This is a genomic window from Parasedimentitalea huanghaiensis, from assembly GCF_009753675.1.
GTDB classification, from domain to species: domain Bacteria; phylum Pseudomonadota; class Alphaproteobacteria; order Rhodobacterales; family Rhodobacteraceae; genus Parasedimentitalea; species Parasedimentitalea huanghaiensis.
The window spans coordinates 214,029-225,646 of sequence record NZ_WQLV01000002.1 but is presented as its reverse complement, the minus strand read 5'-3'; the positions used below and the strand labels follow the sequence as shown (position 1 = coordinate 225,646).

The following is an 11,618-nucleotide window of genomic DNA, read 5'->3' as shown; positions in this document are numbered from 1 at the left end:
GCTCAACTGCCATCCGGCGACACGTCAATGCCAAGACTACCCAGCAAATGATGTTGTTGCCCCGCAGAGACCATCATGCCGGCGTGGCTGTTCAGATCAGACAGCTGAAATCCATCCAGATCACTCCCACGCAGATCCGCTCCGGCGAAATTCGCGTCTGTTACTTCAAGGCCAAGCAGATTGCAGTCGCGCATTACCGCATTGACCAGTCGTGACCGTTGAAACGTGGCGTAGGACAGATCGCAGTCGTCAAACCTGCAGGCGGTCAGGTCTAGCTTGTCAAATATGGCATCCGCCAATTGGCAGGTTTTAAACCGCACGGTTCCAAACTTCCGCCTGCCCGCCGTCTGCACAAACTTGGTGTTCTCAATCTCCACTCCCCGCATCTGGCAGTCGTCAAACGATAGATCATAGCCTTCGCAGCCGCTAATCTTGATTATTGCCATATTGCAGTTTGAAAACTTCGCACGGCCCAAGTCGCAATAGCGAAACGCGGTGGCGCTGGCGGTTGCCCCCTCAAAGAACACAGATCCTTCAAATCGGGAGTCCCTTAGGTTGGCGCCGTTAAATTCACAGTTGATGAACTTGCAGTTGTTCCAACTGCTGGCAATCAGGGTATCCCCCTTGATCCGGGTGTCACGCACTGTGCAATCATTAAACGACAGCTCGTCCTCGCCATGGACCCACTCAAAGTCAAAACCGGACAGGTCCTGTCCCGAGCAGCCGCTCTCACGTTCAATCCTGTCTCGAAGCGCTGTATTCAATTCCCAAACCCCACGCTTCTTTTTGTCAAAAATACTCCGGGGGTGAATTGACCCATCGGGTCAAGAGGGGGCAGAGCCCCCTGTAAGCCCCCTCAATTTAGCCGTGCAACTACATAATCTGCCAGATCGTGCAGCATCTGCCGAATGGGGTGCTTTGGTAAAACGCTCAGCGCGTCTTTGGCCTTGTTGGCCCAGCCATGGGCATCATCTCGCGTTGCCGCCAAAGTTCCGTACTTATCCATCAGTTCTAGGGCGTGCTCCAGATCTCCGTCTTCCTGACGGCCCTTCTCGATGGTACGTTTCCAGAATTCACGCTCTTCATCAGTGGCCTGCGAAACAGCTTTGATCACTGGCAATGTCAGCTTGCGTTCGCGGAAGTCATCGCCGACGTTTTTGCCGGTGGCCTTGGCATCGCCCTGATAGTCCAGCAGGTCATCTGCAATTTGAAATGCAATTCCCAGCGCGTCACCGTAGTCGAACAGGGCCTTGACCTGCGCATCATCAGCCCCGGCAATCACCCCGCCTACTTCGGTGGCTGCTGAAAACAGCGCTGCGGTCTTACCGCGGACCACTTGCAGATAGATGTCTTCACCCGTCTTCAAGTCCTGGGCCGCGGTCATCTGCAGCACTTCACCTTCAGCAATGGTGGCCGAGGCATTGGCCAGAATGTCCAGCACCTGCAAAGACCCGGTTTCGACCATCAGCTGGAAACTGCGAGAGAACAGGTAGTCGCCGACCAGAACCGAAGATTTGTTGTCCCACAGCAGATTGGCGGTGGGGCGACCTCGGCGTTGGCCGCTTTCATCCACGACATCATCATGCAGTAGGGTTGCCGTGTGAATGAACTCAACCGTGGCAGCCAACTTTAAGTGGTGCTCACCGTCGTAGCCACACATTTTGGCCGCGGCCAGCGTCAACATCGGCCGCAACCGCTTGCCGCCCGCCTCAACCAAATGCGCCGTAACCTCGGGGATGCGCGGGGCGTGTTTGGAGGCCATCCGGGTGCGGATCAGTGTATTCACTGCATCCATTTCATCGCTCAGGGTGGCCGCCAATTGTTCGTGCGGCTTTTGTGCCATGCTCTGGTTCATCATATTCCCGATTGCAAGGCTCGACATTTTACCAAGCTTGCCCTTAGATCCCATCTTATGAAGGAACTTCTGCGCAGCACCGACCCGACCATCATGGCCTTTGCCTCCGCCCTTCTTCAGGGGGAGGATATAGACTGCTTTCAGGTGGACGTAAATATGAGCATCCTTGAAGGTGGCATTGGTATTTTTCCACGCCGTCTGATGGTGCGTGTTGACGATCATGCGGCCGCCGAGCGGGTGATGCTTGACAATGAAATCCCACTGGGACGATGAGTGAATTTGAGGATAGCGCACTAAGCTGCAACGACTTCCTTGGGGGGCAGTTGCGTTTGTGGCAACCCAAAGACGGATATCGTGCAGGTGTTGACCCAGTGTTGCTGGCAGCAAGCGTTCCGGCGCGTAGCGGGCAGCGTATTCTTGAACTGGGCTGTGGTGCGGGGCAGGTTTTGTTGTGTCTTGGCGCGCGTGTTCCCGGTATCGATCTTACCGGTGTTGAACTGCAATCCAGCTATGCCCAACTGGCCCGTCGCAATGGCACTGAGAACAAAATTGTGATCAAGGTGGTGGAGGGCGATTTGGCCGGGCTGCCTGATGATCTGCGTCAGCGCCAATTTGATCATGTTCTTGCCAATCCTCCCTATTATGCGCGCGGCGCCCATAGTTCTTCGGCGAATTTAGGACGGGCCACCGCCCTGGGAGAGCAGACTCCCTTGGCGCAATGGATTGAAGTTGCCGCAAGGCGTTTGGCCCCGCAGGGATTTCTGCACATGATCCAGCGTGTAGATCGACTGCCTGAAATGTTGATGGCCTGTGATAGCCGATTGGGTTCGATCGAGGTGCTGCCGCTTGCCGCACGGGTTGGACGTGCACCCGAGCTGTTGATCCTGCGCGCCCGCAAGTCAGGTCGCGCCGCATTTCGCTTGCATGCACCGCTGATCCTGCATGAGGGCGACCGTCACGAGGCGGATGGGGATAGCTATCGACCCTGTATAGCGAACATCCTGCGCAAGGGGGCTGCGCTGGATTGGCCGAGGTCGCGGTAAGCTGGGCGTCCCTTTGCCAATTTGGGTTGGGCGACAGGCATAAACTGGCCGAAAGCAACAGTTTCATGACAAATGAATGCGTCTGCAGCGTGACAGATGTCTAATCTTGTGGTCCACTTGTCAGGCAAACTTAGCTCTTAAGGAGGATTGCCATGAGCATCAGCTCGCATCTGGTTGAACTGAAAAAGAAGCACGAGCACCTGAGTGATGAAGTGGATGTTGCGCAACGCGCACCCAGTACGGACGGGCTCGAAATTGCCGAGATGAAAAAGCAGAAGCTGAAACTCAAGGAAGAGATCGAACGCCTGTCACAAGTCGAACTGACCTGACGAGACGCGGGTAGGGGCCGTTTGGCCCCGCCCAATCCGGTAAATCGACACCGCTATCCCTTGCCCGACGTGTTGGATGCATCGCGTCGTGACGTTGCTGCGCTGGATCTTGCAGCAATTACCGCGCCCGCAGTGATTAGGGCTGCCGCCAAAGCCAACCCCCAGGATGGGGCTGCTATTCCTGCTAAAACCAGAACCAAAGTTGATAACAGAGGTGCACTGTACGAACTGGTGCCCAACATCTGAATATCGCCTTGTTTTACACCAATGTCCCAAACGTAAAACGCCAAACCCACGGGGCCCAGCCCCAACAGCAGCGTTGAAGTCCAACCCAAGGCCCCCACGGGCCAGACTGTGTCTTCGAGAGCAAAGTGCAACCCCCAGGATGCGATAGCAGTTGCAACGCAGAACACGGCGACAGAACTTGTTGGAGCGCTGCCCACAAGTCTGGAGACAACCGAATATCCAGACCAGGTCAGCGCACACAAGAGAGCCAAGCCATACCCGGGCAGGTATTGCACCTGAAACCCTGTACCACCGCCAGCGATGATGGTTGCCGCCCCTGCAAACCCGAGCCCTGCACCGACTAAATGTCCGCGCCGAAGGGTCTCGCCGGGCAGTAATCCTGACATAAGAACAATCAGCAAGGGCCACAGATAGGCGATCAAACCAGCCTCGGCTGCGGGGGCGAGCCGCAAGGCCGAGAAATATAGGGCATGATAGCCAAAGAGCCCAACGGTGCCAAAGACATAGATCTTCCATGACACGTTGCGCAGCTGCCCCAGCTTGCCACTGGCGGCAGTCCAAATTAGTCCCAAAGTACCACCAACACTAAAACAGATCGCGTTCAATAAAAGCGGAGGCGTCGGGGCTGACCCAACGGTTAGCAGGGCCAACAGAGCCCACAGCAATACTGCGACAAAGCCTACAGCGGTAGCCTTGGATCTGGTCATACGGGGGGGATATCCTCGACAGGGATGATGTTGAACTCATCCGAGATATGGGCCGTTTTATCGATTTCAGCAAGAAACCAATCACGGAACGCAGCTACTTTTGGACGCGTCTCGGCACCGGGCAGGCATAGGAACCGGAACCGTCCGTTAGTTTCGATGGCTGTTTTGAATGGCGCGACAAGCCGACCCTCGGCCAGATCTTTAACGATCATTGCGCGGCGTCCCAAAACCACGCCGGCTCCGGCGATAGCGGCGTCAACGGCGTGATCGGCATTTGAAAAATGCGTGCCGTGCACGGGTGTGTGATCAATGCCTACTGCCCGAAACCAAGTTGGCCAATCGCAGCAGGGTCGCAGAAAGCTAATCGAATCGTCGAAGATAAGTGGAGCCTCTTTCAGGTTCTCTGGGGTGGGAAATGTGGCTGCCAGTTCCGGCGACATTGCGGGGGTCAGCCATTCATTGCGGACCGGGACGCTGTATAGGTCCTTATCCTCGCCGTCGCCAAACCGGATTGCCACGTCAACATCATCACGTGTCAGGTCCACCATGCGCAGCGTTGCGGAAAACCGCAGATCAATTTCTGGATGGGCGCGGGCAAATTCATACAGGCGAGGTGCAAACCATTTTGCGGTCAAGGCCGGGCCTGCTGTCACGGTCAAGTTGGTATTGTCTTGCAGGCGGCGTGTTGCAGTCCATGCGGCGGCCAGAGTTTGAAACCCTTCTGATGCGCCTGGCGCCAGTGCTTTACCAGCTTCGGTCAGCTCAACCGCCCGGTTTAATCGGTGGAATAATGGTTGCCCGAGGTGTTCCTCCAGCGATTTGATCTGAAAAGAAAGGGCTGCAGGGGTCACGTTTAGCTCGTCGGCTGCACGTGAAAACGACATGTGGCGTGCTGCAGCATCGAAGGCACGTAGCGCAGTAAGTGGGGGGAGGCGTTCAGACATTTTCACACAAGTAATACTTAACTGAACATATGAAAAGTCTCGTTTGTAGCTTTTGTGAGTAAAGTCCATGTTGGGTGCAGATAATTTGACCTGAACCGAAGGAGAGCTGAAATGCTGGAATATAGCGCCAATGCTGCCACCCGGGATGCCATCGCTCGTGCACATGCTGAACGCGGTCAAATGATGCGCAGCGCATGGAAATGGGTGTTTCGGTCGCGCCGGGCACTACAGACCCCGGCTCTGGGGGCTGTCAGCTAAGCTCCACTTAACCTGATTTCCCGCTGGGCGCAGCGCGCGCGTCCTTACGGGATATGGAAAGGGCCGGTCCAATTGGACCGGCCCTTGTTTGTGAGCGAGGTGTTAAGTCGCCAACGATCAAAGATTGTTTAAACGAAAAACTGGCCGCCGTTGGCTGAGATCGTTGATCCGTTGATAAAGCCGGACTCTTCCGAAGCAAGAAACGCCACGCAGCGTGCAATTTCTTCGGGTTCACCCAAGCGACCAGTAGGAATTTGGCTGATGATCGAGTCGCGTACCTTCTCAGGCACAGCCATAACCATCTCAGTGGCGATGTAGCCGGGACAGATTGCATTGGTTGTGATGCCCGCGCGCGCGCCTTCCTGGGCCAGGGATTTGACGATCCCCAGATCACCCGCTTTGGTCGCGGCATAGTTAACCTGAGCAAACTGGCCCTTTTGACCGTTGATAGAACTGATCACGATGACACGGCCAAACTTGCGCTCGCGCATACCAGGCCAGATTGGGTGGACCGTGTTGAACACACCGGTCAGGTTTGTGTCGACAACCTGATGCCACTGTTCCGGTGTCATCTTGTGGAAGGGGGCGTCGCGGGTGATGCCAGCATTGGCAACCACGATATCTACCGGGCCCAGATCAGCCTCGACCTGCGCAATACCTGCTTTGCTGGCCTCGTAATCGGCGACATTCCATTTGTAAGTTTTGATGCCGGTTTCTTCGGTAAACACCGATGCGGCTTCGTCATTACCGGCATAGGTCGCGGCGACATTATAGCCTTCGGCCTTTAGGGCCTTGGAGATTGCTGCGCCGATTCCGCGCGAGCCACCGGTGACGAGAGCTGTTCGTGCCATATGGAGAATCCTCTGGTAATATTTTACTTGGTAATCTTGCTACAGTTTTAGTATCTTATGCGCAATATTATTGCGCAAGCAAATTGCCGCAGTGCCGCATAAATTGTCGCATACTGACTATGACATGGGCATGAAAAGCTTAACCGCAAGTTGTGAAAAAACCTAAGGGGAACTTGTTAAGCGGTGTTCCGCCCGCAAATTCCGCAGTGAATTGTGTGGTGCAAAGAAAAAGGGCGCCCGAAGGACGCCCTTGATACCGAGTTGAAATTTAAAGCTTATGGGCGTTCGACACACATGGCCACACCCATGCCGCCGCCGATACACAGGGTAGCCAGCCCTTTTTTGGCATCGCGTCGCTGCATTTCAAACAGCAAGGTGTTCAGCACGCGGCAACCAGAAGCGCCAATTGGGTGGCCGATTGCGATGGCACCGCCGTTGACGTTGACGATTTCCGGGTCCCAACCCATTTCTTTGTTTACGGCACAGGCCTGTGCGGCAAAGGCTTCGTTGGCTTCAACCAGATCAAGATCACTGGCGCTCCAGCCAGCTTTATCCAGGGCCTTGCGGGATGCATAAACCGGGCCAACACCCATGATTGACGGGTCCAGACCAACGGTTGCGTAAGATGCAATGCGGGCCAGTGGGGTGATGCCGCGCTTTTCAGCGTTGTCGGCTGACATCAACAGAGTCGCCGCCGCACCGTCGTTCAGGCCGGATGCGTTGGCCGCTGTGACCGAACCGCCGTCGCGCACAAAGGCCGGGCGCAGTTTCTGCATCGCCTCAATCGTGGCGCCGTGGCGGATGTACTCATCACTGTCGACGGTGATGTCACCCTTGCGGTGCTTCACGGTAAAGGCGGTGATTTCGTCAGCAAACTTGCCAGCCTTTTGCGCTGCCTCGGCTTTGTTCTGAGAGGCAACCGCAAAAGCATCCTGCTCGTCGCGTGAGATTTCGTACTTGTTGGCAACGTTTTCAGCGGTTTGGCCCATGTGGTAGCCATTGAACGCATCCCACAACCCGTCGCGGATCATGGTGTCGATGTATTTCATATCGCCCATTTTGTGACCGGCACGCAGATGTGCGGCATGGGGGGATAGGGTCATGTTTTCCTGGCCACCGGCAGCAACGATGTCGGCGTCGCCCAACATGATGTGCTGAGCACCCAATGCTACGGCGCGAAGGCCTGAACCACAAACTTGGTTAAGGCTCCAAGCGGCGGATTCAATTGGCAGACCGGCGTTGACGTGGGCCTGACGGGCAGGGTTTTGACCCTGAGCTGCGGTCAGAACCTGACCCAGAATAGTTTCGGAAACTTCGCCGGCTTCGATACCGGCGCGTTCAACAACGGCCTGCAGAACGGTCGAGCCCAGATCGTGGGCCGGAGTGTTGGCGAAGGCTCCGCCGAAGCTGCCGACGGCGGTACGCGCGGCGGATGCGATTACAACATTGGTCATTGATATGGGTCCTCTGCCATTAATTGTGCTGTGGGAAATGGTATGGCGCCGGGCGTCGATTTTGCAGCCGCAGCATCTGGCATTCCCCTCCCTTGCAGGATGTAAAATTACGAATTGCTGCAGGTGCAGCAGTGGGCAGGGTGTCTCAGACGGGGCATCTGTGTCAATTGCTGCAAGCAAAAAATACCCAGTTCCGGGGGATCTGGGTATTATTACGTAGCTGTTGGAATGCTTGGGCTAGGCGCGGGTGCGCTGTTTTAGCTCTTCGATCCAAGGGGGGCTTACTGATGGGGCACCGTAGAGATAGCCTTGTAGGCAATCGACACCAATTGACACCAGGAATTCGGCGTCGGCTGCGCTTTCGACCGATTCTGCCACAATCAACATATCGAATTGTTTGGCCACACCGACCAGTGCCCGTGTCACCGCTTGATTGTCGTGATTGGCGTGGATCCCGCGAATGAACTGGCCGTCGATTTTGACCGCATCAAAGAAAAATTCGCGGAAATGTTTGATGATCGAGGTGCCCGCCCCAAAATTGTCGAGCGCAAAGGCAATGCCATGTTCCTGCATCCGGTCCATGAAATCGATCACCAACTCAGGCGCAGCCATGGCTGAAGCTTCTGAGATTTCCAGCACCAGACGTTCACCCAATGTGGAATCTTTCTTCAAAACCCGATTAACAACGCGCATCCAGCGGCCGTAACCGATTGACCGGGCTGACATGTTTATAGAAACGCGGATGTCAGGGTTTTGACGTAGTGCTTTAAAACCGTGTTCCAGTGCTAGACAATCCAGGACCCGACCAAGTTCTTTATCTTCGACCACAGGCATGAATTCGCGTGCGGGAATAACTCTGCCTGTAGAATCCAATACCCGAATGTAGCCTTCATAAAAGGCCGCGCCATGTGGAGGCAATGCTTGCATAACAGGCTGGTAAGCCAGCATAGTTTGATTGTGCTTGATCGCTTCTGCCACAATATCGAGTGTCGAATGATCGCGATTGACAACGGCTGCATTGAGTGGATTGTCAGCCCCTTCGGGCATCTCTGCCTTGAACTTTTGCCCCTTTTTCACCTTCTGGCCCTCATCCTTCATCCGAGTCGGATTACGTTGTGCGTTGATGAGGAGGTTCCTCTAAAAGGGTAAAGCGGTGATTAAAAACGGCATTTTATGGAAAATAGTAGCCCAGCCCTGGGCAGACCAAAATCGTCTTAGACAGCTTCCAGCTAAAGATGGAATTGCGTGAAGACAATTCTACCAACTAAAGTTTACACGGTCATTGCCATACGGTCACTTTGTGGCAGTAGCTCTTGCTGAACGACGCGCTCGACAAAAGGAACCAGCCCGTCAGGCCCTGAGGTGCGATCTTTTAGGTGAATACAAACATCTGGCCGCAGGGATGCGATAATACCAATTAAATCACCACGGATGTCATCATCCAGCCCCGCACCCATTATGACACAGGCGATTCGGGGTTCACTTTCCAGCTGGCGTACGACTTCGGCATGATCATGCGCGCCGAGCCATTCGATGGGCAGATGATCTAATTGCAGTGCCACATTGCCAATCACATGTGGCAAACGACCTATGAGTAATACAACGGGATGCATGATTTATCCTCCTCTAGGTGGGTAGCCCCGAATGGGTGGGGCTACTGAGGACAAGATAGTGCGTTATTGTTCGGCGATCAGGGCCGAAAGGATCGCCTTGGCGCTGTCAGAATTCCAATGTGCATCGCCGCGCAGCCGGGCAATCTCCCGGCCCTCGCGATCCAGAATCACGGTAATCGGCAAGCCGAGGACTGCCATTTCGCGCGCGACCGCCTGTTTAGGATCCTGATGGCGAGGTAAATTTGCAATGCCTGCTTCGTCGAAGAACTTGACAATTCCAGCCGGAGAATTGCGTCCAGTGGCAAGGGTCACGACCTCAAAATCATCTCCTCCCAGCTCCACTTGCAGTTCTTCCAGCATAGGCATTTCAGCCCGACAAGGCGCACACCAGGTCGCCCAGAAGTTCAGAAGAACGATCTTGCCTTTGTAATCAGCCAGAGTGCCGAGTCCAGCGTCATCGGCCAGATAGAACTCTTTGTCCGAAACTTCCTTAGGCGTGCTGTGAAAGTTCAGCTTCTTCATGTCTCCGACGCGCATCGCTTCCAGCTCTGGCAGTTCGACGGCAAGAGCGGCATTTGCACCCAAGCTCAGGGCGATATAAAGGGGGATCAGACGTAACAGACGCATTTTATCTCCGGGTATCTTACCATGACAGACCAATCCTCGAACCAAATGTGGGGCGGCCGCTTTGCCGCTGGCCCGGACGCGATCATGGAGGCAATCAATGCCTCGATCGGATACGATCAGCGGATGGCGGCGCAGGACATTGCCGGCTCGCGGGCCCATGCGGCGATGTTGGCCGCAACAGGCGTGATCACCGATAACGATGCCGAGGCGATCAGGGAAGGCCTGCTCACCGTATTGTCAGAAATCGACAACGGAACTTTCCAGTTTTCCACCGCGCTGGAAGACATCCACATGAATGTGGAGGCCCGTCTGAAGGATATCATCGGCGAACCTGCGGGTCGTCTGCACACTGGCCGGTCGCGCAACGATCAGGTCGCCACCGATTTCAAACTCTGGGTGCGTGATCAGCTGGACGCGGCTGAGGCAGGTCTGCTGGCACTGATCAAAGCGCTGCTGGCGCAGGCTGAAGCTGGTGCCGATTGGGTGATGCCCGGTTTTACCCACCTGCAAGTGGCGCAGCCGGTAACCTGGGGCCATCACATGATGGCCTATGTGGAAATGTTTGGACGGGATCTGTCGCGCGTGCGCGATGCTCGAGCCCGGATGAACGAATCACCGTTGGGTGCTGCGGCTCTGGCCGGGACGTCTTTCCCGATTGACCGCGACATGACTGCATCCGCGCTGGGCTTTGACCGGCCTGCCGCCAACTCGCTGGATGCCGTATCAGACCGTGACTTTGCGCTGGAGTTCCTGAGTGCGGCCTCGATCTGCGCCGTACACCTGAGCCGCTTTGCCGAAGAACTGGTGATCTGGTCCACTGCCCAGTTCCGCTTTGTCACCCTGTCGGATCGGTTCTCGACTGGTTCGTCCATCATGCCGCAGAAAAAGAATCCTGACGCGGCCGAGCTGATCCGTGCCAAGGTCGGCCGGATCTTTGGTGCCAATACTGCGCTGATGATGGTGATGAAGGGTCTGCCGCTGGCCTATTCCAAGGATATGCAGGAAGACAAAGAGCAGGTGTTCGACGCCGCTGACAACTGGATGCTGGCCCTGGCCGCGATGGAGGGCATGGTGAAAGACATGACCGCCAACCGCGACTCTCTGGCGGCTGCTGCTGGTTCGGGTTTCTCGACTGCGACCGATCTGGCTGACTGGATGGTTCGGGTGCTGAAGGTGCCGTTCCGCGATGCGCACCATGTCACTGGTACATTGGTCGCCATGGCCGAAGACCGCAGCTGTGATCTGCCGGACCTGAGCCTTGAGGATATGCAGGGTGTGCATGCTGGGATTACCGACGATATCTTCTCTGTGCTTGGGGTTGAAAATTCGGTAAACTCGCGCATGTCCTATGGCGGAACCGCCCCGGCGCAGGTGCGCCAGCAGATCGCGCGCTGGACTGAAATTCTGAAGGCGTGATCTGCTGCCTCATCCGAAAAAGGAGACCGAAAATGCATAAATGGATGTTATCTCTGGTGGCGGTAGGTGTTCTAAGCGCGTGTGGTGTGGATGGCGAACCGGTTCAACCGTCGCTGAATGCCGGTGTTAGTGTTTCTAATAGCGGTGTACATACGCGTGGTGGTGTTGGCCTGAACAAAGGTCCGCTGGGGATCTATTTGGGCTTTTGATAGTAACACCCACGCTCTCCCGCCCCTGCGCGGTGCCTCTCAGCTAAAGCTGAAGCCCTTGGCAGC

15 protein-coding genes are annotated in these 11,618 nt (G+C 55.6%); 6 read left to right on the top strand and 9 right to left on the bottom strand.

Annotated features, from left to right (window positions below; genetic code table 11):
* Nucleotides 1–2: 2 nt before the first annotated feature.
* Nucleotides 3–764: a pentapeptide repeat-containing protein gene (locus GO984_RS04725; protein ID WP_157021415.1), complete on the bottom strand. Its 762-nt coding sequence runs from the start codon at nt 762–764 to the stop codon at nt 3–5.
* Between the two features lie 92 nt (nt 765–856).
* The gene (locus GO984_RS04720; RefSeq protein WP_157021843.1) at nt 857–1,855 is read right to left on the bottom strand and encodes a polyprenyl synthetase family protein; all 999 of its coding nucleotides are present in this window, start codon (nt 1,853–1,855) and stop codon (nt 857–859) included.
* A gap of 57 nt (nt 1,856–1,912) precedes the next feature.
* On the opposite strand from GO984_RS04720, the gene GO984_RS04715 reads away from it, so the two are divergent.
* From GO984_RS04715 to GO984_RS04705, 3 genes are all read left to right on the top strand, one after another.
* Nucleotides 1,913–2,128 (top strand): putative signal transducing protein, encoded by a 216-nt coding sequence (locus tag GO984_RS04715; protein WP_138161395.1) that lies wholly within the window; start codon nt 1,913–1,915, stop codon nt 2,126–2,128.
* Nucleotides 2,125–2,898: a tRNA1(Val) (adenine(37)-N6)-methyltransferase gene (locus GO984_RS04710; RefSeq protein WP_157021414.1), complete on the top strand. Its 774-nt coding sequence runs from the start codon at nt 2,125–2,127 to the stop codon at nt 2,896–2,898. Before GO984_RS04715 ends, GO984_RS04710 begins: the two co-directional genes overlap by 4 nt.
* Before the next feature lie 152 nt (nt 2,899–3,050).
* Entirely contained in the window at nt 3,051–3,227 is a 177-nt protein-coding gene (locus GO984_RS04705) for a YdcH family protein (RefSeq protein WP_138161397.1), read from the top strand.
* Between the two features lie 53 nt (nt 3,228–3,280).
* On the opposite strand, the gene yddG is transcribed toward GO984_RS04705, so the two are convergent.
* Nucleotides 3,281–4,180 carry an aromatic amino acid exporter YddG gene (gene yddG / locus GO984_RS04700; RefSeq protein WP_157021413.1) on the bottom strand — a complete coding sequence of 300 codons (900 nt, stop codon included), beginning with the start codon at nt 4,178–4,180 and terminating at the stop codon, nt 3,281–3,283.
* Nucleotides 4,177–5,124: a transcriptional regulator GcvA gene (locus GO984_RS04695; RefSeq protein ID WP_157021412.1), complete on the bottom strand. Its 948-nt coding sequence runs from the start codon at nt 5,122–5,124 to the stop codon at nt 4,177–4,179. The genes yddG and GO984_RS04695 overlap by 4 nt, the downstream gene beginning before the upstream one ends.
* Before the next feature lie 111 nt (nt 5,125–5,235).
* On the opposite strand from GO984_RS04695, the gene GO984_RS23330 reads away from it, so the two are divergent.
* The gene (locus GO984_RS23330; RefSeq protein ID WP_167740222.1) at nt 5,236–5,382 is read left to right on the top strand and encodes a hypothetical protein; all 147 of its coding nucleotides are present in this window, start codon (nt 5,236–5,238) and stop codon (nt 5,380–5,382) included.
* A gap of 128 nt (nt 5,383–5,510) precedes the next feature.
* Here GO984_RS23330 and phbB read toward each other — a convergent pair whose 3' ends face one another.
* The 5 genes from phbB to GO984_RS04670 form a co-directional block, all read right to left on the bottom strand.
* Nucleotides 5,511–6,233 carry an acetoacetyl-CoA reductase gene (phbB, locus tag GO984_RS04690; protein WP_157021411.1) on the bottom strand — a complete coding sequence of 241 codons (723 nt, stop codon included), beginning with the start codon at nt 6,231–6,233 and terminating at the stop codon, nt 5,511–5,513.
* 275 nt (nt 6,234–6,508) lie between these two features.
* Nucleotides 6,509–7,687 (bottom strand): acetyl-CoA C-acetyltransferase, encoded by a 1,179-nt coding sequence (locus GO984_RS04685; protein ID WP_157021410.1) that lies wholly within the window; start codon nt 7,685–7,687, stop codon nt 6,509–6,511.
* 237 nt (nt 7,688–7,924) lie between these two features.
* Entirely contained in the window at nt 7,925–8,764 is an 840-nt protein-coding gene (locus tag GO984_RS04680) for an EAL domain-containing protein (protein ID WP_167740221.1), read from the bottom strand.
* Between the two features lie 194 nt (nt 8,765–8,958).
* A complete protein-coding gene (locus tag GO984_RS04675; RefSeq protein WP_157021409.1) occupies nt 8,959–9,300 on the bottom strand; it encodes a hypothetical protein in 342 nt (113 codons plus the stop codon).
* Between the two features lie 63 nt (nt 9,301–9,363).
* Nucleotides 9,364–9,927, bottom strand: a complete 564-nt coding sequence (locus GO984_RS04670) for a TlpA disulfide reductase family protein (RefSeq protein ID WP_157021408.1) — start codon at nt 9,925–9,927, stop codon at nt 9,364–9,366.
* A gap of 21 nt (nt 9,928–9,948) precedes the next feature.
* Between GO984_RS04670 and argH the strand changes: the two genes are divergently transcribed.
* On the top strand, nt 9,949–11,343 hold the full coding sequence (gene argH / locus GO984_RS04665; protein ID WP_157021407.1) for an argininosuccinate lyase: 1,395 nt from the start codon (nt 9,949–9,951) through the stop codon (nt 11,341–11,343).
* A 32-nt stretch (nt 11,344–11,375) separates the two neighbouring features.
* Entirely contained in the window at nt 11,376–11,552 is a 177-nt protein-coding gene (locus GO984_RS23325) for a hypothetical protein (protein WP_167740220.1), read from the top strand.
* Nucleotides 11,553–11,618: the final 66 nt, after the last annotated feature.

Excerpts from the sequence above, each read along its gene's own strand:
- GO984_RS04710 (WP_157021414.1), top strand. The coding sequence starts at position 2,125 with ATGAGTGAATTTGAGGATAGCGCACTAAGCTGCAACGACTTCCTTGGG.
- GO984_RS04685 (WP_157021410.1), bottom strand. The coding sequence starts at position 7,687 with ATGACCAATGTTGTAATCGCATCCGCCGCGCGTACCGCCGTCGGCAGC.
- GO984_RS04670 (WP_157021408.1), bottom strand. The coding sequence starts at position 9,927 with ATGCGTCTGTTACGTCTGATCCCCCTTTATATCGCCCTGAGCTTGGGT.
- GO984_RS23325 (WP_167740220.1), top strand. The coding sequence starts at position 11,376 with ATGCATAAATGGATGTTATCTCTGGTGGCGGTAGGTGTTCTAAGCGCG.
- GO984_RS04705 (WP_138161397.1), top strand. The coding sequence starts at position 3,051 with ATGAGCATCAGCTCGCATCTGGTTGAACTGAAAAAGAAGCACGAGCAC.
- GO984_RS04720 (WP_157021843.1), bottom strand. The coding sequence starts at position 1,855 with ATGAACCAGAGCATGGCACAAAAGCCGCACGAACAATTGGCGGCCACC.
- argH (WP_157021407.1), top strand. The coding sequence starts at position 9,949 with ATGACAGACCAATCCTCGAACCAAATGTGGGGCGGCCGCTTTGCCGCT.
- phbB (WP_157021411.1), bottom strand. The coding sequence starts at position 6,233 with ATGGCACGAACAGCTCTCGTCACCGGTGGCTCGCGCGGAATCGGCGCA.
- yddG (WP_157021413.1), bottom strand. The coding sequence starts at position 4,180 with ATGACCAGATCCAAGGCTACCGCTGTAGGCTTTGTCGCAGTATTGCTG.
- GO984_RS04675 (WP_157021409.1), bottom strand. The coding sequence starts at position 9,300 with ATGCATCCCGTTGTATTACTCATAGGTCGTTTGCCACATGTGATTGGC.
- GO984_RS23330 (WP_167740222.1), top strand. The coding sequence starts at position 5,236 with ATGCTGGAATATAGCGCCAATGCTGCCACCCGGGATGCCATCGCTCGT.
- GO984_RS04695 (WP_157021412.1), bottom strand. The coding sequence starts at position 5,124 with ATGTCTGAACGCCTCCCCCCACTTACTGCGCTACGTGCCTTCGATGCT.
- GO984_RS04715 (WP_138161395.1), top strand. The coding sequence starts at position 1,913 with ATGAAGGAACTTCTGCGCAGCACCGACCCGACCATCATGGCCTTTGCC.